This is a genomic window from Paenibacillus sp. UMB4589-SE434, from assembly GCF_030226685.1.
GTDB lineage: Bacteria > Bacillota > Bacilli > Paenibacillales > Paenibacillaceae > Paenibacillus_B.
On sequence record NZ_JASOYK010000012.1, the window covers coordinates 1 to 25228 of the forward strand.

Sequence of the window (25228 nt, forward strand, 5' to 3'; positions counted from 1 at the left end):
GGATCAAACTCTCCATTAAAGTGTTTGACTTGCTCATTGTATTGCTGACGAGATAAATCTCGTGATTCTTAACATTCACGTTCAATGCGCTTCATGATCAAGATCATGTCCTTCATTCAACGTTGCTCGTTGTTCAGTTTTCAAGGAACAATTTTTACTTTAATTAAAGCGCTGTTTCGCTTTAATTATTTCGTCTGCCGTTTTCAGCGGCGACTTTTATAATATACCATGTTATCATCTTCAGTGTCAAGCACTTTTTTAAGTTATTTTCTGTTGTCTTTCGACAACTTCTTTTCGCTTAATACCGTACCGCCCGAAGCGACGTTTATTAATTTATCACACACAGTACCCTTGCGTCAACACTTAAATAACTACCATTTTCAAGAAAACAATTGCTGCCAATCCCGGCACTCCCAAGAGTCCAACCGTCAGGAGAGTTATCGGATTAGTCGGAACATGCAAGCCTGCAATCCAACCTGTCGAATTCAGTAGGTACAACAACACAAACGCCGCTACCCCGTGCAATAGAAAAGCCATAACCACCTTCCACGCAGAACGCTGACGAAGCAACACGACTAACAAACCCACTACAGAGATAACCAACATGACCAACATAATCATTTTCACTTACATTGCCCCCTTATCGGTAATAATACACATGGGCATGCGATTGCTTAGCTTTACGTAACAGCATGGACAAACGCTTCTCAGCAGCTTCCAGCATATAAATCGTATAATCAATTTCATCTTCGTTATCCGCATAATTAAAATGAATCTGTGCTTCCTCCCAATTTCTAAATGCCTGTTGGATCTGTTCGATAAGATCCTCTTTTTCATCAGGCGACAGCGACACGCTAGCTATAGCCGTAACATCTTTCTCTTTTGCGACAACTGGTTTGGACACCTTCGATTTCATCATCACAATGATTCCTCCCTAGGCTCGTCTTATATAGCCTATGGCTGTCCCACCTAGAGTAGAACGCTGTGCCCATACAATATGTCACAAACAAAAGACCACCTTGATTCATTTTAGAATCAAGGTGGTCTTTGTTGTGGACTATTTCTATTGGGACTCCATTAATGAGAATCTTTATGATGAGAAAATATGACGAAACTTACAACTCGCGACGACCTTCCAGTGCTTTAGACAACGTTACTTCATCTGCATACTCTAGATCCCCACCTACAGGCAATCCGTGGGCAATCCTCGTCACTTTGATTCCAAAAGGACGTACAAGTCTCGATATATACATAGCTGTAGCTTCCCCTTCAATGTTGGGATTCGTCGCTAGAATGAGTTCTTTCACTCGTTCATCGCTTAACCGCTTCAGCAATTCAGCCAGTCGGATATCCTCAGGTCCAACGCCTTCCATAGGCGAGATGGCACCCTGTAAGACATGATAATAACCTTGAAACTCCTTGGTTCTTTCCATCGCTACTAGATCTCTTGTTTCTTGTACTACACACATCACAGAGGCGTCACGTGTCTTGTCCTGACATATACGGCACGGGTCTGTGTCAGTAATATTGCAGCATACTGAACAGTAGTGGAGATTTCGCTTCACATTGACAAGCGCCTTCGCAAAATCGATGACATCGTCTTCTTGCATTCGCAGTACATGAAACGCAAGACGAGCCGCCGTCTTTGGTCCGATACCGGGCAAATGAGTAAAAGCGTCTATTAATTTGGCTATCGGCTCTGGATAATACACTGGCCCGTTCCTCCTTATTTCCATTTCACGTTGGCAATCATGCAGTGTTGCTGTATATAAATAGTGGTGCCCTGCCCTTAACGTAGAGCTTGACACCACTATCGATGCTGCTTATATTTCATTTAACAAATTAGAACAGGCCAGGAATTTTCATACCGCCAGTAAATTTGGACATGTCGTCATTGGCCAGATCTTCCGCTTTAACCAATGCATCATTAACTGCAGTAATCACCAAATCTTGCAGCATCTCGATATCTTCTGGATCTACTACCTCTGGCTTAATGGTAATGCTTAAAATCTTCTTATGTCCGTTAACTTCAACGGATACAGCTCCACCACCGGAAGTACCTAATACCGTTTTGTCTGCCAATTGTTCCTGAGCTTTTAACATTTGCTCTTGCATTTTCTTTACTTGCTTCATCATTTGATTCATATTATTCATCGTTACGAATCTCCTTTATTCTCCAAAAGTGTTGGGTTTTAATCTTTTATGATAACGAGGTCTTCTCCAAACATCTGAATAGCCTCATCAATCCATGGTTCTCGCGCTCCGCCTTGTTCACCTTCCGGTTCGAGTTGGAACGCTATTGGTGCTTCCTCAGCCGTATCGACCGCAGCTTCCCAGTCTTTCAGCATCATCGTATCCATACGATAGGGCTTGCCCAATACGTCTTGCAGCACACGCTCAATCACTTGTTTATTGGCCGGTTTCTCCGTTGTATCACGATGGATACTGTTCTTAAAGCCTAGTAGAAGACTGTCCTCTAGAGCTGAAATCGGCTCACCGTTAACCAACCAAGCATGAATCGTAACGCCTGCTTCCTTCACTTTCTGCAGCACCAACCCCCATTGTCCTCGTATTCGGCCAAAGTCCGGAGACTGATGACTGGATACATATCGATCAAATTGAGGTGGTTTTTTCGCCATAACAGACGGTCTCGCCGCTTGTCTGACAGCAGCTCGCTCTGAAGGTGAAGCTTCTGCAGCAGAGGAAGCAGTCGGAACACCCGACTTCATCAACTGATTCAGCTTTGTTTCTAATGACGTTATCTGACGTTGTAATTGTTGCACTAATCCATCAACTTTTCCACTAGATGCTCCAGCGGTCTCTTGATTGGATTCTTTCGAACCCTCCGCACCTTGCTGCTGAGCTGCAATATGCAGCAGTGCCACTTCGAACAGTGTCTGGGGTTGAACCGCATACTTCATCTCTGTCTGATAACGATTCAAGGCATCGATAATACTGAAGATTCGATCTGTAGCAAACGAATGTGCTAATTCTTTGAAGTCATCAGCGCGTGTCATACGATCCGTCATACGATCGCCATTAGGCACCAACTTTAACATCAACAAGTCACGGAAGAAGTATAACAAACTTTCCATGCATTTGTCCGCACTCTTGCCCTCAAGCATCAACTGCTCGATACCGGTTAATACAGCAGCAACATCTTGATCACGCACAGCAACTGCTAACTTGGCAAACTGTTCTTCAGGCATGCCACCCGTTATATCCAGAACCTGCTGGTACGTAACTTGACCATCCGTGAATGATGCAGCTTGATCAAGCAGACTCAGTGCATCCCGCATTCCACCATCAGAAAGCTTAGCGATGTACTCCAAGCTCTCGCCATCCGCTGTAATCTCTTCCTGTCGACAAACTTGCTCCAGTCGTTCCACTTGTTCCTCTAACGAGACTCGTCTGAAGTCGAAGCGCTGGCAGCGCGATATAATCGTAGCTGGCAGTCGATGAGGCTCTGTTGTCGCCAATATAAACATAACATGAGCTGGCGGCTCTTCCAACGTCTTTAATAGTGCATTAAAAGCCTCTGTGGTGAGCATGTGCACTTCGTCAATGATGTACACTTTGTAGCGAACTTCTGTTGGAGCGTACTTTACTTTTTCCCGCAGATCTCGAATTTCTTCGACACCCCGGTTGGAAGCGGCGTCAATTTCCACCACATCCATCACTGCGCCCGTCGTAATGCGACGACACGCTTCACATTCATTGCAAGGCTCCGGGCCAGGACCATGTTCACAGTTGACCGCTTTGGCCAAAATCTTTGCTGCGCTCGTCTTTCCGGTGCCTCGCGGTCCATTGAACAGATAGGCATGCGAAAAACGCCGCTCACGCAACGAATTTTGCAACGTCTGAATAATATGCTTCTGGCCAACCATCTCCTGAAAGGATTGGGGGCGCCAAGCGCGATACAATGCGATATGAGTCATGCTCTAACCTCGAAAAACGTATTATTCTCCCATATCTGCAGAATCTAGTCCTCTAGTACGTTATACAGCGGCACTCTAAAACTAACTTCACACAGAACAGAAGGACGCCTCATTTATGAGGCTTTTTATATTATACTATATCACATTTGCTAAAAAAACAGCCATTCCCCTCACATCTGAAGCAGGGAATGACTGTAAATTGTGTGTATTAATATGGTATTGCGATTGTAAAGGTTGTTCCAAAGCCTTTCGAAGCAACACGAATTGTGCCACCAATATCATGGATAATGCGTTGACACACTGACAATCCCAGCCCTGTTCCATTCTGCTTGGTTGTAAAGAACGGGTCAAAGATCTTATCAATTAGAAATGCCGGAATCCCTGGACCGGAGTCATGAACATCAACAAGCACCCTCCTGCCTGCTTCGTCCACTTTAACCTGAATGTGGAGTATACCTCCATCAACCATGGCCTCTATACCGTTCTTAGCGATATTGAGGCACACTTGCTTCAGCAGCTCTCTGTCGGCTACAACGGAAGGTATCGTATGCGGAGCTTCATATTGCACCTGAACATCATACAGAGCAGCTTCATTACGAATAATCGGAAGTAATTCTTCTACAACATGCTGCACATGTAATTGTTCGATACTGACATGCTTCGGCTTACTTAACAACAAAAACTCCCCTACCAACTCGTTAATCCGATTGATCTCCGACAGCATGATGTTGGTGTAGTCTACTTCCTTTGTCATCCCACGCTCAGTCAATGTTTTCTTGAACATCTGTAAGAAACCTTTGATCGAGGTTAACGGATTACGTATCTCGTGCGCAGTTCCAGCAGCAATCTGTCCAACCATGGCCAGTCGGTCGTTTCGCTGAACTTGTTCTTCGAGCGAGCGCAAGTTCGACACATCTTTTAGCAGTACATATGCGCCAACAATGGCACCCGTCTCGTCGCGAAGCACGTTGGAATCCATCAGCAAATCATAGCGATATGTACCGTTCATCCACGATACCGCATGATTGCGAACCACAACGCCTTCTAACAGCGAACGTTGAATTAAGTGGTGCTCCGTTGGCATTTCACCGAATAGTTCATTCACACGTCTATGTAGCAGCCGATCTCGCTGCCACCCAAGAAAGTGGCATGCCAAATCACTAATATCAACTAAACGATATTGCGTATCCACCAAAATAACACCTAAATTGACATCACGTAGAAACGAATCGGCAAATCTCTGCAGCAAACTTAATGATTGCCCTTCCGCGGCAATTGAGGCGGCTAAGCTCGAACCACCTGCTATAGCCTCGTTTTCATAAACCATATTTTCATTTTTGTGCACGCGATCACCCCATTCCTCCGAATTGCGATGACGATGACATACCAATAGTCTGTATTGACCTATTGGATTCGCCATCCCAAATCAGAATCCTGCACAGACAAAGTAATATATATATTTGATCATATACTCATTATTTAAGTAAATAATATATGTTCACACAAAAAAACACCGATTCTCATCGGTGTTACGTTACTCATATCGAAACCGTGCACCTGTTATCGATAATTGCGATCCGAGCGGCACTTCTGCGCCACGGCTCAGGCTAGGCTTCCCTCCGGCACATGAGCGAACCTACTTATGGCTGCTTCCTTCCGGACCTGACCAGATTCATAAGTGCCCATTGCGGAGGACCCGGCCGTCAACACCATACGCAAACGCCAGACCTCACATCGACAAAACCTCTAACAGGAATTCAACCTCGCTACAGCGGATTGCGAGTTACAGGGCACCGCTACCTCCCCATCTAGCACGGCAAGGATTAGTATAGAACATTTTTGGACAAAGTGCAACCAACAGCAATCATTTACAAATTTTAATAACTTATTATTCCATTGATTCACTATTCTTTATCATTATTCAGCGTACATAGTTTATGTAAGATCAACATCTACTCTGTAACTTTTTCTGAGCATCCAATCAACCAAAACCAGCAACATAATTATCAATCCTCCTAGCAAATAAGCATAGTCGGACATGGTAGGTAAATGAACAATTAACTTTAATAAAAAAGCACCAATTACCAGAACAGCAAGGTTAAACAGGCTCCAGAACAAGTTCGATTCTAAGCGAGTCGGCGAGCCCCCATTAAGAAGCTCCAAAACCACTATACCAACAAATGCTATACCAACAGTGACGAGGCTGAAAAATGCCACATTAAAGGCCGCATCTACACCCGGTATGCCTAGCGAGGGTATCGCCCGTTGCAAGCATTTATAGGTAAATGCACAGACTCCAACCATAACGAGGCACCCAATAAAGGCTGCCACGCCTTCCTTTATCCATTGAAAAGAGGTTACTGACATTTCTCGACGCTTTGCCCGCCAAATCTCGATACCTGCAGCGCAACCACCTAAAAGAATCAAATACAGAATAACTTCAGCAGAGTATGTACCACGGATAATATCCATAAAAAAGCCAAAGCTATACTCGAATACTTTTTCCCACAAGACCACAACCTCCAGCTCAAGTCCATTTTTTTAAGCAAATTAATCCGTCAATCCCCTAAATCAACAAGGGTATCATCTTCGAAGTCAAGATTGCTCGGGCTTGCTGGCAGTGTCTTATCCTCGTCCATCGTATCTGTAGTAGGTACAGACATATCTACCTCTTCCAATCGTATGGAATCCACCCACACTTGACCAGGTCCGCTTAAAAGCACACCAAACGCCACTGCATGTGCATTCTCAGCTACATCAAGCACCACTTCATAGGATGTCCATTCCGTCGTACCTCTTACCGCACGATTCATCATATTATCAAATGCAAGCGGCTCCTCATCTTTACCATCAATTCGCAGCCACAGTCCGGCCATATGAACTTCAGCTGATTTTAGAAATCCAGTCAGGCGCAAACGTTTACCTCTATATAGATCAGCCTTAAACATCTGCATTAATGTTCCGAAACCCTGCACGTGTGCAGACTCCGCCGCACGAATCGTTCCAGATGCGGTACCTCGGTTAACGATTTTACGATCGATCCCTACCGTATATTGATGGGGGTATACACCAGTCAGCATCCAGCCGGCAGGCGGTATACTGAGATTTGTGTGCTGATGCGCCTCTTGCGGTATCGATTGGTCCATAGCCTGTTCCTCCTCCATTCGTTGAAAAGATCTGAACCCCTTACGGTACTGCTGCGGGGTAAAGCCATAATACTGCTTAAACGATCGTGTAAACGAGTCTTGCCCGGCAAATCGGTACTCTAACGAAATATCAAGTATTCTCTTATCGGTGTAAAGCAGATCGATTGCCGCCTCTGATAGCCTACGTTCTCGTAGATAAGAGGCTGCACTCACTCCGACATGACCCTGAAATACACGGTGTAAATGATACCTAGAGACCGCCGTGTGCTTGGCAATATCCTCAAAGTCCACGTCTTCTTTCAGGTGGTGTTCAATATAACGAATAGCATCCTCCACCCATCGCTTATGCTCCAACCACATCCGCGATCCTCCTCTTGCTTATCTACAATTTCATCGTACGTTATCATCTCTTATTCTGTTTTGACATTTTGTGCGATTATGGAAACGGCCACGCAGACATCTGAACCTGAGTTGATGTTCCTTTGTCTGCCATCCGCATGATTGTTTGAGCTTATATGTACATAAAAAATAAACTCCCTCGTCTTAGAAGACAAGGGAGTTTGATTGTATAAACAATATGGATTACATGCCGTATTTCTTCTTGAATCGATCGACACGACCACCAGCATCCAGGAACTTCTGTTTGCCTGTGAAGAATGGGTGGCAAGCGGAGCAAACCTCTACTTTAAGGTTTTCCTTAACAGATCCTGTTTCGAATGTATTGCCACAAGCGCAAGATACAGACGTGATATGGTATTTCGGTTGAATTGCTTGGTTCATCGAATTCACCTCTTTCGGCCCTGAGCCCTTTGCGTGCCCAGAGTTATATGGAACAATGTGCAGTATAACACAAGCTCGCCTCATGGCGCAAGTCATATTAACATCCATTATTAGCACTGCAAATTACACGAGTTGCTGTGTAGTTAACGTATTAATATCGGGCTTTCTCACGCGCCAGCAATGCAGGAGGAACATGCGTATATGACCCGATAACTACATCAGGGAGTTCTTCCTTAAAGATGTCAATCATCGTCTTCATACCGAGGATATCTCCTTGCGGCTTAGGAATAAGTGATAGATAACTCTCTGGATCTATATTCAGGTTGCGAAGCTGGATAAGACGAAGTTTAGAACGACGAGCGAATTCCACCATCGCCTCCACTTCCTCTTCGCGATCCGTCACACCAGGGAATACCAAGTAGTTAATTGAAGTATAAACACCCTGTTCAGTTGCATATCGCAGCGACTTCTCCACGTTAGCCAGTGTATATGCCCGCGGGCGGTAGTAAGCATTGTAATGATCGTCCAGCGCACTAATGGTACTTACACGCATTAAGTCTAGGCCCGCATCCACAATTCCGCGAATATGATCCGTCAGCCCGGCATTGGTGTTGATGTTGATATATCCCATATCCGTCTGCCGTCGAACCTCTCGAATCGCCTCGATAATGATCTTAGCTTGGGTTGAAGGCTCACCTTCGCAGCCTTGGCCAAAGCTAATAATAGATTCCGGTGTATTAAGATGCTCCATCATAATCTGCACAATCTCTTCGACAGTCGGTTTAAAGTTCATCCGCGTCTGCGGAGCCGGAAAGCCGCTATCTTCTGGCTGCTCTGAAATGCATCCAAAGCATCCCGCATTACAGGAATATGATACCGGTACCGCTCCTTCCCAACGTTGCAGGAACGTATTGGAAGCAGTAAGACATTCATATTGCAAAGCACAATGAGATAAGTGCTGATACAGCCGATTATCCGGATATTTATTAACTAACGTTGTTACTTGCCCACGAAGTTCTGTAGTGTCACAATTCAACGGATCCCACTTGTGTGGATCATCCGAGGCATGCGCCGCAACGTAGAACTTGCCGTCATTCCATACCACAGCCGTGTAACCAAACAAAGGAAGGACCTGCTCCTTGTCCCTTTTAAAATAACTAGGGATGTGCAGGCGGGTAAATCCTTGTGGCAGAAGTGCACCCACTGCCTGAACCTCTCCAGGCATAGCAACCATCTCACCACTCTCCGGATCAAGGCCAACAGGTCTCGTGCCAGGGAGCCCCACAAGCGTTGCACCGTCAGGCAGCGGTATGAGTTCATCTTCAAATATTTCAACGATCATATCACCGCTTCGTGCCAGCCCGATCCATTCCTCATGCTCAAATATATTTCCATTTTGATCCGCGTAAACTAAATACATCGTTCCGTTAGTCCTCCCGTATTACAATTGCACTATTAGCTGACGGACGAGCTGCGCGGACGGCGTGTTGGTGTCCCATTACCGTTCGGTTCCTTCGACTCCAGCTTTTCCAAGAATTCCTCATTGGTTTTTGTATCACGAATTTTCTTAATAAATTGGTCTACAAATTCAGGTGACTCGTTCATATTTTTGCGAATAGCCCACAATTTATCCAACGCTTCTTTGGAAAGCAGCATTTCTTCGCGGCGTGTGCCAGAACGACGGATGTCGATTGCCGGGAATATACGGCGCTCTGCCAGTTTGCGGTCAAGAACAAGCTCCATGTTACCTGTTCCTTTAAATTCTTCATAAATAATATCGTCCATACGAGAGCCCGTCTCTACCAGTGCTGTAGCCAAGATCGTCAAGCTGCCGCCTTCTTCAATGTTACGTGCAGATCCAAAGAAGCGCTTAGGACGGTGGAAAGCAGCAGGATCAATACCACCGCTTAATGTACGGCCAGACGGAGGCACAACCAAGTTATAGGCACGAGCAAGTCGTGTAATACTATCAAGCAAGATCACAACATCTTTCTTATGCTCAACTAAGCGCAGTGCACGTTCCAATACCAATTCAGCAACCTTGATATGGTTTTCCGGCACCTCATCAAATGTAGATGCAACCACTTCCCCTTTAACCGAACGCTGCATGTCCGTTACTTCCTCCGGACGCTCATCGATAAGTAGGACAAACAATTCAATTTCAGGATTGTTGGTTGAGATGCTGTTGGCAATCTCTTTGAGCAGCAATGTCTTACCAGCTTTAGGAGGCGCAACGATCAATCCGCGCTGTCCAAGACCAACCGGTGCCAAAATATCCATAATACGAGTGGAAGTCTTCTCTGTTGCCATTTCCAGGACGAGTTTCTTCTGAGGGTAAAGAGGTGTAAGGGCTGGGAAATGGAGACGTTGCGCCGCCTCATCCGGGTTTTCACCATTAACCGCGTTAATTTGGAGCAAGCCAAAATACCTTTCGTTCTCTTTAGGCGGTCGACACTTGCCTGACACAAGATCACCTGTTCGCAGGTCAAAGCGGCGAATCTGGGATTGGGAAATATAAATATCCTCTGCGCTTGGCAAATAGTTAATAGGACGCAAGAATCCGAAGCCTTCCGGCAGGATATCTAACACGCCTTCCATAAACAAGTAACCACTTTGCTCCGCTTGTGCGCGCAAAATGGAAAAAATCAGTTCTTTTTTCTTTAATTGCCCGTAACCGGCAATTTGAAACTGCTTGGCTAGCTTATAGAGCTCAGTCAGCTTCTTTGTTTCCAAATCGGAAATTTGTAAATCCATGAATACAACTCCTATTCTATTCGAGAAATAACGTTGATGTCTGAAATAAACCGACTAAGCTTGATGAACCATTCCAAGAATGGTTCGCCTATTTCTGTTATTAAAATACTAAAATATACGTTGAACAATAGTAGAGGGTCCATCAACATGATGGGAAAAGGGCTCGAGATCAACATAAATTGCGGTATACAATCTAGGACTTTCTTGACAGATGGGTACGTTCGAAAGAAGGTTTACTACTTATATTAGACCAATTTGGTTAAATCTATTCGGCCTGTCTCCACACTTCAGCGCCTAATTGCAATAAATTAGGTACTAAATGGTCATAACCGCGGTCAATATACTCTACCCCTGTAATTTCGGTAACGCCATCTTCTACGGTTAATCCGGCAATAACTAACGCCGCACCAGCGCGCAGATCACTTGCACTAACCTTGGCAGCATTAAGCCTTGATCCTTCAATCAGAGCAGAACGACCTTCTACTCGAATCTTGGCCCCCATGCGGACAAGCTCCGGCACATACTTAAATCTATTGCTATATACATAATCCGTCAGCATGCTTACTCCATTGACTTGCGTAAGTAAGCTCGCCATCGGGGACTGCAAATCAGTTGCAAAACCAGGATATATGAGTGCCTTAACATCAGCTTGCGTATATTCAGGTTTACCAATGACCCGAATGGATTCATCCAGCTCCTGAACCTCTACACCCATCTCTAGCAGCTTTGCCGTCACAGCTTCCATATGCTTAGGAATGACGTTGTCTATTAACAGATTGCCCCGCGTTGCCGCAGCAGCTATCATATAAGTTCCAGCTTGAATCCGGTCAGGTATAATGGAATGGCGGCAGCCATGCAGGCTGTCAACGCCTTCAATTCGAATGGATTCAGTGCCTGCACCTTTAATTTTGGCGCCCATTGCATTTAACAAGGTTGCCACATCTATAATTTCAGGCTCTTTCGCCGCATTTTCGATAATCGTTAAGCCTTTGGCTCTTGAAGCCGCCAGCATAATATTAATGGTTGCGCCTACACTCGCAACGTCCAAATATATTTTGGCTCCGCGCAGCTCTTTTGCAGAAATGTGCACAGATCCGTGATCGTTGGTTACAGTTGCCCCTAGTGCTTCAAATCCCTTAATATGTTGGTCAATTGGACGCGGCTCAAAGCTGCAGCCGCCAGGCATTCCAATCGTAGCCTCTCCAAAGCGACCAAGAAGCGCCCCCATCAAGTAATAGGATGCTCTTAGCTTCTTTACTAGACCGTTATGCATCGGTAAAGAAATCATTCGTGAAGGGTCGATACGCATTGTGGAACCATCTCGCTCCACATATCCGCCCAACTCCGTCATAATATCTGCATACGTAGCAACATCGTTAATCTCAGGCAGGTTATCTAATACAACTTCGCTCTCTGCCAGAATAGCAGCAGGAACTAGCGCTACCGCACTGTTCTTGGCACCACTAATCTGCACAGTGCCAATCAGCGGACGACCGCCGGCAATCATTAACTTTTCCATATTATTATTCCGTTCCTCCTACAACGTACCTCAAGTCCAAAACCGCAGCTTCCAAAAAATATACATGACTAAATAAACTATCTGTGTGCATCTTAGCATCTAATTGTTTAGTATTCAAACAGATACCTTCATTTCCCTGCTTAAAAAAGGAATATCGCACGAAATTCCTAAATTATACGATGCGAAAACGATATGCTTTCCCATATTTATCTGTGGTGCCATGTCTATGTCGTGATGAACTAGCTACTCTATATCTATTTGGGGACGATTCTATGACAAGACTTACGTAACTGTAGGGAGTCCTAAACTGCAAAAAAGGGAAGAACACCGGATAAAACCGGCGTTATTCCCATCATTCGTCAAAATGCGAATGCCATATCGCTTCTTAAGCTTGGTTGCTGCTTCCGAACAAACGGATTTTGCCGCGAACAACTTCAACCATTGCGCTGCGAGCAGGAGTCAAGTATTTGCGAGGATCGATGATCTCAGCATCTTTCGCCAATGCTGCACGAATTGCTGCTGTAGCCGCAACTTGGTTCTCCGTGTTCACGTTGATTTTGCCTGCACCTGCTGCAATTGCTTTTTTGATGGAATCGTCCGGTACGCCGGAACCACCATGCAATACAACTGGAACTGGAATTTTGCTTGCTACTGCTTCGATGATATCATAGTGAAGCTTAGGCTCGCCTTTGTACATACCATGTGCCGTACCAACTGCGATTGCCATAGCGTCAACGCCTGTTTCTTCGTAGAAGCGAATAGCTTCTTCTGGTTTAGCCAAGGTAGCTGCTTCCTCATCAACAGTCAGGTCATCTTCTGTGCCACCGATTGTACCCAGCTCACCCTCAACGGATACGCCCATTGCATGAGCAGCTCGTACAACTTCTTTTGTCAAACGAATGTTATCTTCGTAAGCGTGGTGGGAACCGTCAAACATAACGGATGAGAAGCCCGCACGGATACAAGCCATAGCCACTTCAAATGTAGATCCATGGTCAAGGTGCAAAGCGATTGGCAAGCCGGATTTCTTAGCCGCTGCTTTCGCCATTGCTACAGTATACTCCATACCCATATAACGCAATGCACCCTCAGATACACCGAAAATGAGTGGAGAGTTCTCTTCCATTCCTGCTTCAGTAATGGCTTGTACAAACTCCAAGTTGTTGATGTTAAACTGTCCTACCGCAAATTTGTTTGCTTTCGCTTTAGGCAGGAATTCATTCATCGAAACTAATGGCATGGTTTCCATCCTCCTATAAAGGTTCTGTTCGTCGTCTGTCTCTCTTGATGTAGCCGACATCTTGTACCACGTTATTATACCACAATTACCCGCGGAAAAGTATACAACCTCTTGACAACCGACTTTAGTCCTAATTTATCGACAATGACCGCCATTAGCGGGTATATTGAACGGCAGACAAAGAAGCCGGGCTATGCCCAGCTATCGGTAAATCAGATACAAATGTGAATGATATGTGATCTTTACGGCCTGCTGAGCAGCAGCGCAAATCCCCTCGCTTTGTGATCTTAAGATGGCAGCGTAATAGAGGGGGCCGAACCTTCAAGCGTCATATTAACAGCTACTCTCATTTCATCAATGTCAAACGGTTTCGTAAAATGCATTAAAGCGCCTAGGTCAGTCGCTTCCTTAATCATGTCCAACTCACCATAAGCCGTCATCATAATGACGTTCATATGGGGCTTCATCTGCTTAATCTGTTTTAAAATTTCCAATCCGTCCATTCCTGGAATCTTCATATCAAGCAGCACAATGTCAGGTACCTCATCCCGCACGATTTCGAGAGCAATCTTGCCGTTCGATGCTTGATATGTCGTATACCCTTCACTGCTGAATACTTCCATGAGAAGAACACGAATACCGTTCTGGTCATCCACGATCAACACTTTCTTCTTATCCAACTGGTACCCCTCCCACCATGTATCACAAGCGAGCAGTTGTGAGCAATCACTATCTCGCCTCACCAATATAAGTTGGTCTCCTGAAAAAATAATAAATTTTGGAGCCGCATCCCTAAATTATTCGCGTTAATTAATAAAATTCCTCCTTATGGCAGGAAATCTAATGAAAGACTTTGGAAAATGAGGTAATGTCCATACATAAAAAAAGCACCTCTTCTAAGAGAGGTGCTCTTTATTTATAAACCGTATCTCATTATAGGTATATTAGCCGCGATACGCCAATGCCGCCTTAACAAACTCACGGAATAATGGCTGCGGACGATTCGGACGAGATGTAAACTCTGGATGGAACTGTACTGCCAAGAACCATGGATGCGAAGGGCATTCCACAATCTCCACCAAACGACCGTCTGGGGATGTTCCTGTAATTTTAAGACCTGCACGCTCAACAGCTTCTCTATACTCGTTGTTAAATTCATAACGATGACGATGACGTTCATATACAAGCTCATCGTTATAGCAAGTCATAGCCAAAGAGCCTTCCTGAATCTTACATGGATAGAGACCAAGACGCATCGTACCGCCCAAATCTTCAATATCCTTCTGCTCTGGGAGCAGATCGATGACAGGGTATTCTGTTGCCGGATTAATTTCTGAACTATTCGCTCCACTCAAGCCCACTACGGAGCGAGCATACTCAATAACGGCAACTTGCATTCCTAAGCAAATGCCAAAGAATGGTGTGTTGCTCTCACGCGCATAACGAATAGCCGTAACTTTTCCTTCGATACCCCGATCGCCAAAACCACCTGGAACCAATATACCATGAATACCATTCAATTCTTGTGCGACATTCTCGCCTGTAATTTCCTCTGCGTTCACCCAACGAATCTTCACTTCGGAATTAGCCTCAATACCAGCATGAGCCAAGGCTTCAACGATTGACAAATAAGCGTCATGAAGCTCTACGTATTTACCAACAATTGCGATCTCAACCTGCTCTTCAAGCGACTTCACACGTTGTACAAGCTTCTCCCAATCGGCCATATCCGGGGCAGGGGTTTGCAGTTTCAAGTGGTTGACTACGAACTCATCCATACCTTGGTCACGAAGCATAAGCGGTACTTCGTACAGCGTAGAGGCGTCACGGCACTCTACTACGGCATTCCCGTCAATATCACAGAATAAAGCAATCTTACGCTTCATATCCTCTGTAATTGGACGCTCCGTACGAAGCACAAGCATGTTCGGCTGGATACCGATGCTGCGCAGCTCTTTAACGCTATGCTGAGTAGGCTTAGTCTTCACTTCGCCTGCTGCCTTAATGTAAGGCATCAACGTAACGTGTACATACATCACATTATCGCGGCCAACGTCACTCTTGATCTGACGAATAGCTTCCAAGTATGGCAAGCTTTCGATGTCCCCAACTGTTCCACCGATCTCCGTAATAACAACATCGGAGCCTGCTTCCTTACCTGCTCGGAAAACACGTTCTTTAATCTCATTGGTAATGTGGGGGATTACTTGAACTGTTCCGCCCAAATATTCGCCACGGCGCTCTTTGGAGATAACCGAAGAGTACACTTTACCAGTTGTTACATTGCTGTTCTTAGACAAATTGATATCAATAAAGCGCTCATAGTGCCCCAGATCCAAATCCGTCTCCGCGCCATCATCCGTTACAAACACTTCTCCGTGTTGGTAAGGACTCATTGTGCCTGGATCCACATTGATGTATGGGTCAAACTTTTGAATCGTTACTTTTAAGCCTCGATTTTTCAACAGTCTACCCAGGGATGCAGCCGTAATCCCTTTACCCAAAGATGATACGACGCCACCCGTTACGAAAATATATTTTGTCACTGGTGAAACCCTCCTATGATCAAGTGCATTCATGACAAGTTCTCGGGAGGCTTTGATTGCGAATCAGGTTCGATGGTGAATTGCATAATGATATCGTAACCCATTTGCAGGCGAAAAATTGATGCGAATTAAAAACGATTATAATTGCGCTTCAACTGCCTCATTTCCACAAATCAATACCTTAAAAAAACAAAAAAGTGACTCCCGTAGTCACGGGGCACTTTCGAATAACTCTATTATTTAATTAACTACAAATCCAAAGCCCATATGCTAGTTTAACTGTTCAGTTGTCCCATGTCAAGGAATTAAGGCTCATTAAAATTGGAAGCATTTGACGACGCAAAAGACCCCTTTCATCTCATGTGAGGAGCCCTCGCTTCTGCTAAAAAGAGCATAATTTCTATCGGATCATGGCACAAGGTGCCCCTAAACAAAATAAATACCGCCTGACTCCGCATGTCATGACATACCGGAACAGACGGCACTTATTGAGCTGCAAACAAAGGAGCTTAACGCTCTGCTTCGTCTCCATCTTCATATTCATCTTCGGACTCATCTTCGTCGGATTCTTCTTCATCCAGCTCTTCATCTTCCAAGATGCCTTCTTCTTCTTCATCCACTTCAGCTTCGTCTTCATCAACGTACAGTTCTTCTTCTTCACTATCCTCGTCCGTGTAGTCGAAGTCTTCATCGCCACTGTACGTGTCGTCTTCTTCCACGTAGATATCCTCATCTTCGTCGTCATCATCATTGATGATACGCGGACGCTTCGCACCACCCGCCAACGCTTCTTCAGAGCGGTCCACCGGATACCAACGCTTCAGGCCCCACATGTTGCTTCCTACGCAAGCGAAACGGCCATCAATATTAATTTCCGTATATAACTGAGCGATAACATCCAGAATCTGCTCCTCCGAAAGACCGCGGAGCTTCGCAACTTCATTCATTAGATCGCGGTAGTAGAAAGGCGTGTTGGCTGCTTTCAATATCATAAAAGCTAAATCCACCATCGGCATTTCATGCACTTTGTCAGGATCTAGCTTCAAATCCAACGGTGTGCTCATACTTACACATCCTCTCACAAGTGTTCATTTACGGCATGTTTATCTACAAACATATCCATGTTCACACATAAGTAAAACCGATTTGCCGATAAAATGCAAGTTTTCTTCGCACACTTGTCCAACCTGAGTCCTGATTTACGCCTTATGTAGAAATTAAGAAACGCGAAGGGACCTCCTCCGCGTTCGACTGTATCCGCAATCGAAGACGTACAACGCCTTCGACCATGGCGTGCAGAGCCCTTCGCTGGCTCTACTCCATATTATGTATCCGCCCTCACTTTGACACGGAAGACGGCCTATCTTTATGAAAAAAGGCTGCTATACCAGTCCACCCTCATCGTGTACGCATACGATACTGCACAAGGAACTGTCGGGAGGGGACTCCACATTGGATGTATCTGCCTTTCTCCAGCTATTGCTGCAAGAGCTCTCTTCTGACGGACAAGACACATGCCCACATCTCATTCGCTTTCAGGAGCGCCACCTCTATGAACAATGCCGCGAAGGGCTGCGTATCACTTCATTAGATGAGCCGCTGCTTGCTCAAGTCCGTGATGAACCGCTGCTGACCGGCTTTCGCTGCATGCTTCCGACTCAATCACAAGAGAAATGGGCGTCATACGAACGTGAATTGTTCGTAGAAGAAGATATCCGAATTAACATGCATGCCGCTTCCCATAAGCCGGTATCTTGGGAACGCGGCATTCCTTGGGGAGTACGCCAGGTCAAAGCCCCCCAGGCTTGGAGCTCCACAACAGGACACCGTGTTCTTATTGGTGTTATTGATACAGGCGCGGACTACAAGCACCCCGACCTTCGTCATTCGCTGCTGTCTGGTATTAATCTGGTGCATCGTGGCCTGCCTCCTCGAGACGACAATGGGCATGGCACGCATATTGCTGGCACAATCGCCGCTTCCAACCAAATGTACGGTATCATTGGCATTGCGCCGCGCGCGCTCATACATCCGGTCAAAGCCTTCGATATAAACGGATCGGCATACGTATCTGATATCGTTGCAGGTATTGATTGGTGTGTCCGCAACAAAGTACAAGTGATCAACATGAGCTTTGGCATGAAGTCGCGCAGCAAATCGCTGCTGCAATCCGTCACAAATGCCTATAACGCAGGGGTTACGATTGTTGCTTCATCCGGCAACGATTCGAAGCGTAAATCAATCGATTACCCTGCACGTTACAGTCAGACAATATCGGTAGGCGCAACCGACCGTAATCGACATATTGCACCCTTTAGTAATCGTGGCAGCTTTGTAGATATATACGCGCCTGGCGAAAAGATTGTGTCTGCATGGCTAAAAGGTAAATACCATGAAATGAGCGGTACCTCTATGGCAACCTCACACGTCAGCGGTGCCATTGCACTTCTGCTGGCGATAAAGCCAGGATTAAAGCCTAATGAGATTAAAGTACTGCTAAAGCGTACCGCTAATCCGACCCGTTCCCGTACGAATAGGCAGAATGCCCTCCGCATCGCGGGGGAGATTGACATTGCTCGTCTTCTACGAGAGGCGAATGTATAAAATAGGCGATACTGCAACAAGACAATAACCAACATTAAACCAAAAGTAACGACATTTTGTGGGGCAGTGAATCTCAGATGTGCACTCCTCATGATGTCTGTAACACTTGAACAGTACATAAAGGCCCCGTCTCTTATCTGAGACAGGGCCTTGTGTACTGTTCAATTACATACGATCCGGCGCAGATACGCCGACCAAACGCAGCACGTTCGCCAGCACCGTGCGAACAGCACCCAGCAACGCAAGACGCGCTTGTGTCTGTTCCGCGTCTTCCGTGATGACGCGTTCTGCTTTGTAGTAGCTGTGGAACAGCGAAGCTAGCTCGTATACATAACGAATCAAGCGATGCGGAGCATATTCACGTGCAGCAACGTCTACTTCATCCGGCAGTTCCCCCATCTTGCGGAGCAAAGCAAATTCATGTTCTGTCGTCAAGGCAGTGAGGTTCACCTCGTTAAGCGGCTTCACAACTACTTGCTGCTCCTCGGCCTGACGGAAAATGCTGCATGCGCGTGCATGCGCATATTGCACGTAGAACACCGGATTCTCATTCGAAGTAGATACAGCCAAATCCATATCAAAATCAAGGTGTGAATCCATTGAGCGCATCGTAAAGAAATAACGGATTGCGTCCACGCCTACTTCATCCATGAGATCTTCCATCGTCACAGCTTTACCAGTACGCTTGGACATTTTCACTTTCTCGCCGCCCTGGAACAGACTGACCATCTGAGCAATCAGTACTACTAGCTTGTTCGAATCATTGCCGAGGGCCTCCATAGCCGCTTTCATCCGCGGAATATAGCCGTGGTGGTCTGCACCCCAAATGTTAATCATACGATCGTAACCACGCGCGTATTTATCACGGTGATAAGCTACGTCAGGCGTCAAATACGTATAAGATCCGTCATTTTTCACGAGCACGCGATCTTTGTCGTCGCCGAAGTCCGTTGTACGCAGCCACGTTGCTCCCTCTTCTTCGAAGACTTTTCCGCCTTCTTTAAGTGCTTCGAGTGCTTTGATAACCTCGCCATTTTCGTACAAAGAAGTTTCACTAAACCATGAATTAAATTGAACATTAAATCGACCTAAGTCACGCTTGATCTTATCAAGCTCCTTATTCAAGCCGTAAGTACGGAAAAATTTAATACGCTCATCGTCCGATAGCTGAAGCAGGCGTTCTCCTTCTTGAGCTACCAATTCCTGCGCAAAGCCCTTAATATCTTCGCCATGATATCCATCTTCCGGCATCTCAGCATCCTGACCGAGCGCCTGCTTGTAACGAGCCTCTATTGAATAAGCGAGATTCATAACTTGATTGCCGGCATCATTAATATAGTATTCGCGCGTTACTTCGTAACCGGCAAAGTCCAACACATTACATAACGCATCTCCTACTGCCGCGCCACGTGCATGTCCAAGATGAAGACTTCCCGTTGGGTTCGCGCTGACAAATTCCATTTGCACCTTTTGACCCTCACCAGAATTGCTGCGGCCGTAATCCGCACCTTGTGCGGCCACTTCACCCACGACGCCATACAAATAACTTTTATCTACACGGAAATTAATAAAACCCGGACCAGCAATCTCTGCACTTTGGATGGATGCAGAAGCCTTATCCAAATTCTCAATGATAGCTTCCGCAATCTGACGAGGGTTACGCTTCGCGATACGTGTCAATTGCATCGCCACGTTAGTGGCCAAATCTCCATGTGTCTTATCCTTCGGCACCTCGATAACAAAGGCAGGCAATTCGTCCCGCGTCAATAAACCTGACTTTAATATAGACTCCTCGATTGCCATCTTTACCGCAGCATTCATCTGTTCAATTACACCGTTACTCATGAAATGGTTCCTCCTCAATTTTCGTGCGCGGGTTCCAGCCGCATCTCAATCTCAAATTGCCCCGTACATTTTTCTTCTATATATAGATCATACGACCAGCTGATATAAGACGGAAACAAAGTCTCAGAGCCATCTGATAATCTTATAGGTTCATCCCTGCGTTCCATTCGACGCGTTCGAGTCTCCAGAGGAAAGCGTAGTACCTCAGATATATAAGTGCCTTGAAGCGAACGCTCCATTGCAAATGACATCTCCGATTGCACATTTCCTCGTCGTGACAGCTTCCACTCCTTGGCACTCAGTTTTAACATAACAGTCGTATCTGTCAATAATGCTGAAGGTTGAGAAGAGCCGCCTTGCCTCTTTGCCTGATTCTCTTCAGGGGCAGGTTCAATGTATCGAATATAGATACTGTTGCCTTTATGATACAAGTCACCATCAACATGCAGCTCAACACATTCATGCTGCTGCCTGCTCGTCACATGAATACGAACACGCTGCTTATCTGAACGTTGTCCTATCATCATTGCTACTCCCTATCTCAAGTAAAGTCTGATTCAACAATTATCTAGGAAAGGCGCTGCTTTTGCAACCTCTTTTGCCGCGTTGTTCCTTTAAAATAAAGCCCTATTCTCACTAATCAACTTTACTTACAATTTGGGCAGGCCACAGTTGTCGAGCCGCAAATTGCAGAAGCTTACAATATTGTAAGACACCTCAATAGTAAATCTATGGATGTTCTTCATGGTCTGCCTTATAATTTTAAATAGATAAAATGAAGTACCTAACATTTGTGCTTGCGTCACATTTGCTAAAGAAACTTGAACGGACGGGAGCTGACATCAATGCAATGGACTATGATTGTCTCATGGGTAACCCTTAATCAGGATATCCTACTGCTAACTTTACTTGGTCTTCACCTAGTATCCGTGTTATGGATCTTTGTGGACAGCATTCGCATTGAACGCTCGATACTGTTTACACTGATGATTACCCTTATCGCGGCAATTACGCCGGTTATTGGGCTATTTATTTATATGCTTATTCGCTATACAAAGCTTACCTCGCATGCCACAGCCTCTAGACGCACTCATTCTGCTATGCTGACAAGGTAAATATAAGGGAATTGCCACATGTTAGTGTCCGGCAACTCCCTTTTTTATTTTCTCCTATTTGACTAGCTTCATACTACATTTTGACTAGACGCCTCCTCTTCTAAATGGATCGAGCAAATCAATTTATGATTAAAAAATGATATCGATATCTAAAAGATTATCATTAGCACTATCATTTGAAAGCGCTTTTCTATTATAATAGAACTGTAAATTTGAGATACCGATAACTCATAATCGTTATGATGATGCTTGGATGATGATCACATCTCAGGAGGATGATTTACATGAGCGACGCAAATGCACAAGAAGTGCAAGCAGTAGAGGCTGGAGTGCATACCTTTAGCCAAGAAAGTGAATGGGTACGACCTGACAACCCGCAGCTCCTTGCGCAATTGGAATGGTTCCAAGATCAGAAGCTTGGTCTAATGATGCACTGGGGTACTTATTCTCAGCTTGGAATTGTAGAGTCATGGGCGTTAAGCGATGATGATGCAGATTGGGCCCGTGATGGCATCGATTGGGAACAAGACGGAGAAACATTTAAACAACAATACTGGGACTTGAACAAAACCTTTAACCCTATTCGCCTCCAGCCTGATGCCTGGGCAGAGCTTGCGTCTGATAACGGGTTTAAGTATTTAATCTTTACAACGAAACATCACGACGGTTATTGCATGTGGGATACAAAAACAACCGATTACCGCATTACCGGTTCTGAGTCGCCTTTCCGCAACCATCACTACGCGGATATTTGCCGGCATGTATTCGATGCTTTCCGTAACCGTGGGCTAGGGATTGCTGCTTATTTCTCTAAGGCGGATTGGAATACACCCTACTATTGGGCGCCTGATATGGAACGAAGCAATCCGACTTGGCGCGGGCCCTCCTATCATCCAGAGCAGCACCCTGAGCTGTGGGAGCAATTTGTGCAGTTCACACACGAGCAGATTATGGAACTTCTATCTGAATACGGACGCATTGACGTCTTGTGGTTGGACGCAGGCTGGGTATGTGCGGAAAGCCGCCGTATGCCGCAAGATATCCGGCTCGGTGAAGTCGTCGAGCGTGCACGCCAGACACAGCCGTGGCTGCTCGCTGCAGATCGTACGGTTGGAGGCCCTTACGAGAACATCATTACACCTGAGCAGACCGTTCCTTCAGCAGCTTTGCAGGTGCCTTGGGAAAGTTGTATTACCATGGGAACTTCCTTCTCCTATAAATACGATGATGAATACAAATCCATTCGCCAATTGGTACACCTCTTAATAGAAGTGGTCTCCAAGGGCGGCAACTTGGCCCTCAACGTCGGGCCACAGCCTGACGGACGGTTCCCCCAAGGTGCAATTCACTGCATCAAGGGCTTAGGAGAATGGCTGAAAGTGAACGGAGAAGCGATCTATGGCACGCGTATCTGTGCACCATATTACACAGAGCACTGCGCCTTTACTCGCAAAGGAGACACCGTCTACGGCTTCTATCGCTATCCATCCGATGATAGCGTTGTAAAGACGTCAGTAACACTTCCGTACTCAGGTGAAGTCGGCCGTGTTAATCTGCTTGGTTCAAGCGATCCCCTTCACTTTGAATGCTTAGAAGAGGGATTGCGGATACAGCTTCCTCCATCCGAGTTAAGCAACGATTCTGCACCGTTAGCGCATGTTTTCCGTATCCTAGCTGCTAATGAATAAGAATAACACAGTAGTGAATGATGTAATCATCATTTCAATGTCTTAATAAGGGGTCTCATAGCCCTCACACCTGTAACCCGCTTAGACCCAGATCATAAAGATATATAGAAAAAGTCCCTCAACACAAGAGGGACTCTTTTTCTTGCCCAACTAGAAACGCCTCTAGCTTTTTCAATAAAAAAAAGGGACTGCGCCACCTTCCAATGGAAGGTGTACAACAGTCCCTTATTCTTACTTTACAAATCCAAGCAGCATCTCGCGGATAATCTTACTTGCCGCAATCGGTGTCTGCTCCGTCGGATCATAGATCGGTGCAACCTCAACGAGGTCACATCCTACCACATTTACTTGCGAACCTGCGATTAGATGCACGGCTTCAAGCAGTTCCTTGGTTGTAATGCCGCCAATCTCAGCCGTCCCCGTACCTGGGGCACAGCTCGGATCAAGCACATCGATGTCGATCGTCACGTAAACAGGACGCCCTGACAAGTCTGGCAATACTTTGCGAAGCGGTTCAGCTACTTCAAACGGATAAAAATTGATGTTCTCACGCGCATATTCCCACTCCTCGCGCGAACCGGAACGGATACCGAACTGGTAAATGTTCTTGCTGCCGATCATCTCCGCCGCTTTACGAATTGGAGTGGAGTGAGAGAGCGGCTCACCTTCATAGTTCTCACGCAGGTCGGCGTGAGCATCAATATGAATAATTGCCAAATCCGGGTACTTCTTGTATACCTCTTGGAAGACTGGCCAGGAAACCAGATGCTCCCCGCCTAAGCCTACCGGGAATTTGTCGTCTTTCATTAGGCCTGCAATGTACTCTTGGATAATGTCCAAGCTACGCGCTGCATTACCGAAAGGCAGAAGCAGATCACCTGCATCAAAATATGTGATGTCCTCAAGACTTTTATCGAGATACGGGCTGTATTCCTCCAGACCAACAGATGACTCGCGAATTCGACCAGGGCCGAAACGGGAACCAGGGCGGAATGATACTGTGTAATCCATCGGCATGCCATAAATGACAGCTTTGGAATTCTCGTAGTCGTCAGAGCTTAATATAAATACGTTGCCGGAATATCTTTGATCTAAGCGCATCTTGATGCCTCCCTGCTTATTTCGTCAAATCTTCCACGAATTTAGGCAGGCAGAACGCTGCATGATGCAACCGTGGAGAATAATATTTAGTTTCGATCTCAGCAATGCTGTCTGCGTCCACTTTTAACGGATCATATGTCTTACTGCCCATAGTGAACGTCCACAAGCCGCTTGGGTAAGTCGGAATGTTCGCACCGTACACACGCACGATCGGGAAGATCTCCTTCACATCGCGGTTCACTTGCTGAATCAGATCCGCTTTGAACCAAGGGTTGTCCGTCTGTGCTACAAACAAGCCATCTTCCTTCAGTGCCTCATAAATGCCTTGGTAGAAGCCGCGCTCGAAGAGCGGAGCCGCAGGACCTACTGGCTCTGTGGAGTCAACCATAATAACATCGTACTCGTTCTTGCTATTCAAAATGTGCATATAACCATCGTTAACGATGACTTCTACACGCGGATTATCAAGTTCACCTGCGATCTCAGGCAAGTACTGCTTCGAATACTCAATGACTTTTCCGTCAATTTCAACAAGAACGGCCTTCTCAACGGACGGGTGCTTCATAATTTCACGGATAACACCGCCGTCTCCGCCGCCTACGACAAGCACATGCTTAGGGTTGGGATGAGTAAACAGTGCAGGATGGGCAACCATCTCATGATAGACAAATTCGTCTTTAACCGTTGTCATTACCATGCCGTCCAATACGAGCATGCGTCCAAATTCTTCGGTTTCCTGCATAACTAAATGCTGGAACGGCGTCTGTTCATTTACATACGTCTCACGGATCTTAGCCGTAATGCCGAAGCTCGGCGTTTGTTTCTCTGTATACCACAATTCCATAATAATCAACCTGCTTTCTTCCGGTGACCGGTGATGGTATCGTTGGTCCAGCGAAATGCTCGTAATGGTTCCTGTGTAACATTCGTAACACTTCTTCTCCATATTGCA

The 25228-nt window shown here is 45.8% G+C and carries 23 protein-coding genes and 1 other RNA gene; 3 read left to right on the forward strand and 21 right to left on the reverse strand.

The features are described 5' to 3' along the window. Positions 1 to 363: 363 nt before the first annotated feature. The 17 genes from QP775_RS24415 to rpoE all read right to left on the reverse strand — a co-directional run bounded on the left by QP775_RS24415 (position 364) and on the right by rpoE (position 16987). Positions 364 to 621 carry a pro-sigmaK processing inhibitor BofA family protein gene (locus tag QP775_RS24415; protein WP_285109287.1) on the reverse strand — a complete coding sequence of 86 codons (258 nt, stop codon included), beginning with the start codon at positions 619 to 621 and terminating at the stop codon, positions 364 to 366. A 19-nt stretch (positions 622 to 640) separates the two neighbouring features. Further along, on the reverse strand, positions 641 to 919 hold the full coding sequence (locus QP775_RS24420; protein WP_285109258.1) for a DUF2508 family protein: 279 nt from the start codon (positions 917 to 919) through the stop codon (positions 641 to 643). A 196-nt stretch (positions 920 to 1115) separates the two neighbouring features. Continuing rightward, positions 1116 to 1712, reverse strand: a complete 597-nt coding sequence (gene recR / locus QP775_RS24425; protein WP_239333765.1) for a recombination mediator RecR — start codon at positions 1710 to 1712, stop codon at positions 1116 to 1118. A 130-nt stretch (positions 1713 to 1842) separates the two neighbouring features. After that, positions 1843 to 2154, reverse strand: coding sequence for a YbaB/EbfC family nucleoid-associated protein (locus QP775_RS24430; RefSeq protein ID WP_239333763.1), 312 nt, complete (start codon positions 2152 to 2154; stop codon positions 1843 to 1845). A gap of 38 nt (positions 2155 to 2192) precedes the next feature. Further along, on the reverse strand, positions 2193 to 3938 hold the full coding sequence (gene dnaX, locus QP775_RS24435; RefSeq protein ID WP_285109259.1) for a DNA polymerase III subunit gamma/tau: 1746 nt from the start codon (positions 3936 to 3938) through the stop codon (positions 2193 to 2195). A 208-nt stretch (positions 3939 to 4146) separates the two neighbouring features. Continuing rightward, positions 4147 to 5358 (reverse strand): ATP-binding protein, encoded by a 1212-nt coding sequence (locus tag QP775_RS24440; RefSeq protein ID WP_483312049.1) that lies wholly within the window; start codon positions 5356 to 5358, stop codon positions 4147 to 4149. Between the two features lie 129 nt (positions 5359 to 5487). Further along, an RNA gene (gene ffs / locus QP775_RS24445) (signal recognition particle sRNA large type) lies at positions 5488 to 5755 on the reverse strand. Between the two features lie 118 nt (positions 5756 to 5873). Further along, complete coding sequence (locus QP775_RS24450; protein WP_239333757.1) at positions 5874 to 6449, reverse strand: hypothetical protein; 576 nt, start codon at positions 6447 to 6449, stop codon at positions 5874 to 5876. Positions 6450 to 6496: 47 nt separating this feature from the next. After that, a complete protein-coding gene (locus tag QP775_RS24455) occupies positions 6497 to 7444 on the reverse strand; it encodes a helix-turn-helix transcriptional regulator (protein ID WP_285109260.1) in 948 nt (315 codons plus the stop codon). Positions 7445 to 7666: 222 nt separating this feature from the next. After that, a complete protein-coding gene (gene rpmE, locus QP775_RS24460; RefSeq protein ID WP_028543361.1) occupies positions 7667 to 7864 on the reverse strand; it encodes a 50S ribosomal protein L31 in 198 nt (65 codons plus the stop codon). Between the two features lie 151 nt (positions 7865 to 8015). Further along, positions 8016 to 9284 carry a radical SAM family protein gene (locus QP775_RS24465; RefSeq protein WP_239333753.1) on the reverse strand — a complete coding sequence of 423 codons (1269 nt, stop codon included), beginning with the start codon at positions 9282 to 9284 and terminating at the stop codon, positions 8016 to 8018. 35 nt (positions 9285 to 9319) lie between these two features. Continuing rightward, positions 9320 to 10618 carry a transcription termination factor Rho gene (gene rho / locus QP775_RS24470; protein ID WP_239333751.1) on the reverse strand — a complete coding sequence of 433 codons (1299 nt, stop codon included), beginning with the start codon at positions 10616 to 10618 and terminating at the stop codon, positions 9320 to 9322. A 265-nt stretch (positions 10619 to 10883) separates the two neighbouring features. Next, positions 10884 to 12137, reverse strand: coding sequence for a UDP-N-acetylglucosamine 1-carboxyvinyltransferase (locus QP775_RS24475; RefSeq protein ID WP_239333749.1), 1254 nt, complete (start codon positions 12135 to 12137; stop codon positions 10884 to 10886). Between the two features lie 385 nt (positions 12138 to 12522). Beyond that, positions 12523 to 13377, reverse strand: coding sequence for a class II fructose-1,6-bisphosphate aldolase (fba, locus tag QP775_RS24480; protein WP_028543365.1), 855 nt, complete (start codon positions 13375 to 13377; stop codon positions 12523 to 12525). 287 nt (positions 13378 to 13664) lie between these two features. Beyond that, positions 13665 to 14057 carry a response regulator gene (locus QP775_RS24485; RefSeq protein WP_275444838.1) on the reverse strand — a complete coding sequence of 131 codons (393 nt, stop codon included), beginning with the start codon at positions 14055 to 14057 and terminating at the stop codon, positions 13665 to 13667. Positions 14058 to 14321: 264 nt separating this feature from the next. Further along, complete coding sequence (locus QP775_RS24490; RefSeq protein WP_285109261.1) at positions 14322 to 15923, reverse strand: CTP synthase; 1602 nt, start codon at positions 15921 to 15923, stop codon at positions 14322 to 14324. A 509-nt stretch (positions 15924 to 16432) separates the two neighbouring features. Further along, entirely contained in the window at positions 16433 to 16987 is a 555-nt protein-coding gene (gene rpoE / locus QP775_RS24495; protein ID WP_239333745.1) for a DNA-directed RNA polymerase subunit delta, read from the reverse strand. Between the two features lie 388 nt (positions 16988 to 17375). On the opposite strand from rpoE, the gene QP775_RS24500 reads away from it, so the two are divergent. Continuing rightward, positions 17376 to 18527, forward strand: coding sequence for a S8 family peptidase (locus tag QP775_RS24500; protein ID WP_239333743.1), 1152 nt, complete (start codon positions 17376 to 17378; stop codon positions 18525 to 18527). A gap of 165 nt (positions 18528 to 18692) precedes the next feature. Here QP775_RS24500 and argS read toward each other — a convergent pair whose 3' ends face one another. Together argS and QP775_RS24510 are read right to left on the reverse strand one after the other, a co-directional pair. After that, the gene (gene argS, locus QP775_RS24505) at positions 18693 to 20348 is read right to left on the reverse strand and encodes an arginine--tRNA ligase (RefSeq protein WP_483312050.1); all 1656 of its coding nucleotides are present in this window, start codon (positions 20346 to 20348) and stop codon (positions 18693 to 18695) included. 38 nt (positions 20349 to 20386) lie between these two features. Further along, positions 20387 to 20896 carry a YwiB family protein gene (locus QP775_RS24510; protein WP_239333739.1) on the reverse strand — a complete coding sequence of 170 codons (510 nt, stop codon included), beginning with the start codon at positions 20894 to 20896 and terminating at the stop codon, positions 20387 to 20389. A gap of 321 nt (positions 20897 to 21217) precedes the next feature. On the opposite strand from QP775_RS24510, the gene QP775_RS24515 reads away from it, so the two are divergent. Together QP775_RS24515 and QP775_RS24520 are read left to right on the forward strand one after the other, a co-directional pair. Continuing rightward, positions 21218 to 21487, forward strand: a complete 270-nt coding sequence (locus QP775_RS24515) for a hypothetical protein (RefSeq protein WP_239333738.1) — start codon at positions 21218 to 21220, stop codon at positions 21485 to 21487. A gap of 275 nt (positions 21488 to 21762) precedes the next feature. Further along, positions 21763 to 23175 (forward strand): alpha-L-fucosidase, encoded by a 1413-nt coding sequence (locus QP775_RS24520; RefSeq protein ID WP_481857298.1) that lies wholly within the window; start codon positions 21763 to 21765, stop codon positions 23173 to 23175. A 231-nt stretch (positions 23176 to 23406) separates the two neighbouring features. On the opposite strand, the gene speB is transcribed toward QP775_RS24520, so the two are convergent. Then, positions 23407 to 24276 (reverse strand): agmatinase, encoded by an 870-nt coding sequence (speB, locus tag QP775_RS24525; protein ID WP_239333734.1) that lies wholly within the window; start codon positions 24274 to 24276, stop codon positions 23407 to 23409. 16 nt (positions 24277 to 24292) lie between these two features. Beyond that, positions 24293 to 25120, reverse strand: a complete 828-nt coding sequence (gene speE / locus QP775_RS24530; protein ID WP_285109263.1) for a polyamine aminopropyltransferase — start codon at positions 25118 to 25120, stop codon at positions 24293 to 24295. Positions 25121 to 25228 lie beyond the last annotated feature (108 nt).

Excerpts from the sequence above, each read along its gene's own strand:
- QP775_RS24455 (WP_285109260.1), bottom strand. The coding sequence starts at position 7,444 with ATGTGGTTGGAGCATAAGCGATGGGTGGAGGATGCTATTCGTTATATT.
- QP775_RS24430 (WP_239333763.1), bottom strand. The coding sequence starts at position 2,154 with ATGAATAATATGAATCAAATGATGAAGCAAGTAAAGAAAATGCAAGAG.
- QP775_RS24475 (WP_239333749.1), bottom strand. The coding sequence starts at position 12,137 with ATGGAAAAGTTAATGATTGCCGGCGGTCGTCCGCTGATTGGCACTGTG.
- speB (WP_239333734.1), bottom strand. The coding sequence starts at position 24,276 with ATGCGCTTAGATCAAAGATATTCCGGCAACGTATTTATATTAAGCTCT.
- QP775_RS24415 (WP_285109287.1), bottom strand. The coding sequence starts at position 621 with ATGATTATGTTGGTCATGTTGGTTATCTCTGTAGTGGGTTTGTTAGTC.
- QP775_RS24465 (WP_239333753.1), bottom strand. The coding sequence starts at position 9,284 with ATGTATTTAGTTTACGCGGATCAAAATGGAAATATATTTGAGCATGAG.
- fba (WP_028543365.1), bottom strand. The coding sequence starts at position 13,377 with ATGCCATTAGTTTCGATGAATGAATTCCTGCCTAAAGCGAAAGCAAAC.
- QP775_RS24510 (WP_239333739.1), bottom strand. The coding sequence starts at position 20,896 with ATGATAGGACAACGTTCAGATAAGCAGCGTGTTCGTATTCATGTGACG.
- dnaX (WP_285109259.1), bottom strand. The coding sequence starts at position 3,938 with ATGACTCATATCGCATTGTATCGCGCTTGGCGCCCCCAATCCTTTCAG.
- QP775_RS24515 (WP_239333738.1), top strand. The coding sequence starts at position 21,218 with ATGCAATGGACTATGATTGTCTCATGGGTAACCCTTAATCAGGATATC.
- QP775_RS24520 (WP_481857298.1), top strand. The coding sequence starts at position 21,763 with ATGATTTACATGAGCGACGCAAATGCACAAGAAGTGCAAGCAGTAGAG.
- QP775_RS24440 (WP_483312049.1), bottom strand. The coding sequence starts at position 5,358 with ATGGCGAATCCAATAGGTCAATACAGACTATTGGTATGTCATCGTCAT.
- rpmE (WP_028543361.1), bottom strand. The coding sequence starts at position 7,864 with ATGAACCAAGCAATTCAACCGAAATACCATATCACGTCTGTATCTTGC.
- rpoE (WP_239333745.1), bottom strand. The coding sequence starts at position 16,987 with ATGAGCACACCGTTGGATTTGAAGCTAGATCCTGACAAAGTGCATGAA.
- speE (WP_285109263.1), bottom strand. The coding sequence starts at position 25,120 with ATGGAATTGTGGTATACAGAGAAACAAACGCCGAGCTTCGGCATTACG.
- QP775_RS24420 (WP_285109258.1), bottom strand. The coding sequence starts at position 919 with ATGATGAAATCGAAGGTGTCCAAACCAGTTGTCGCAAAAGAGAAAGAT.
- rho (WP_239333751.1), bottom strand. The coding sequence starts at position 10,618 with ATGGATTTACAAATTTCCGATTTGGAAACAAAGAAGCTGACTGAGCTC.
- argS (WP_483312050.1), bottom strand. The coding sequence starts at position 20,348 with ATGAATGCTGCGGTAAAGATGGCAATCGAGGAGTCTATATTAAAGTCA.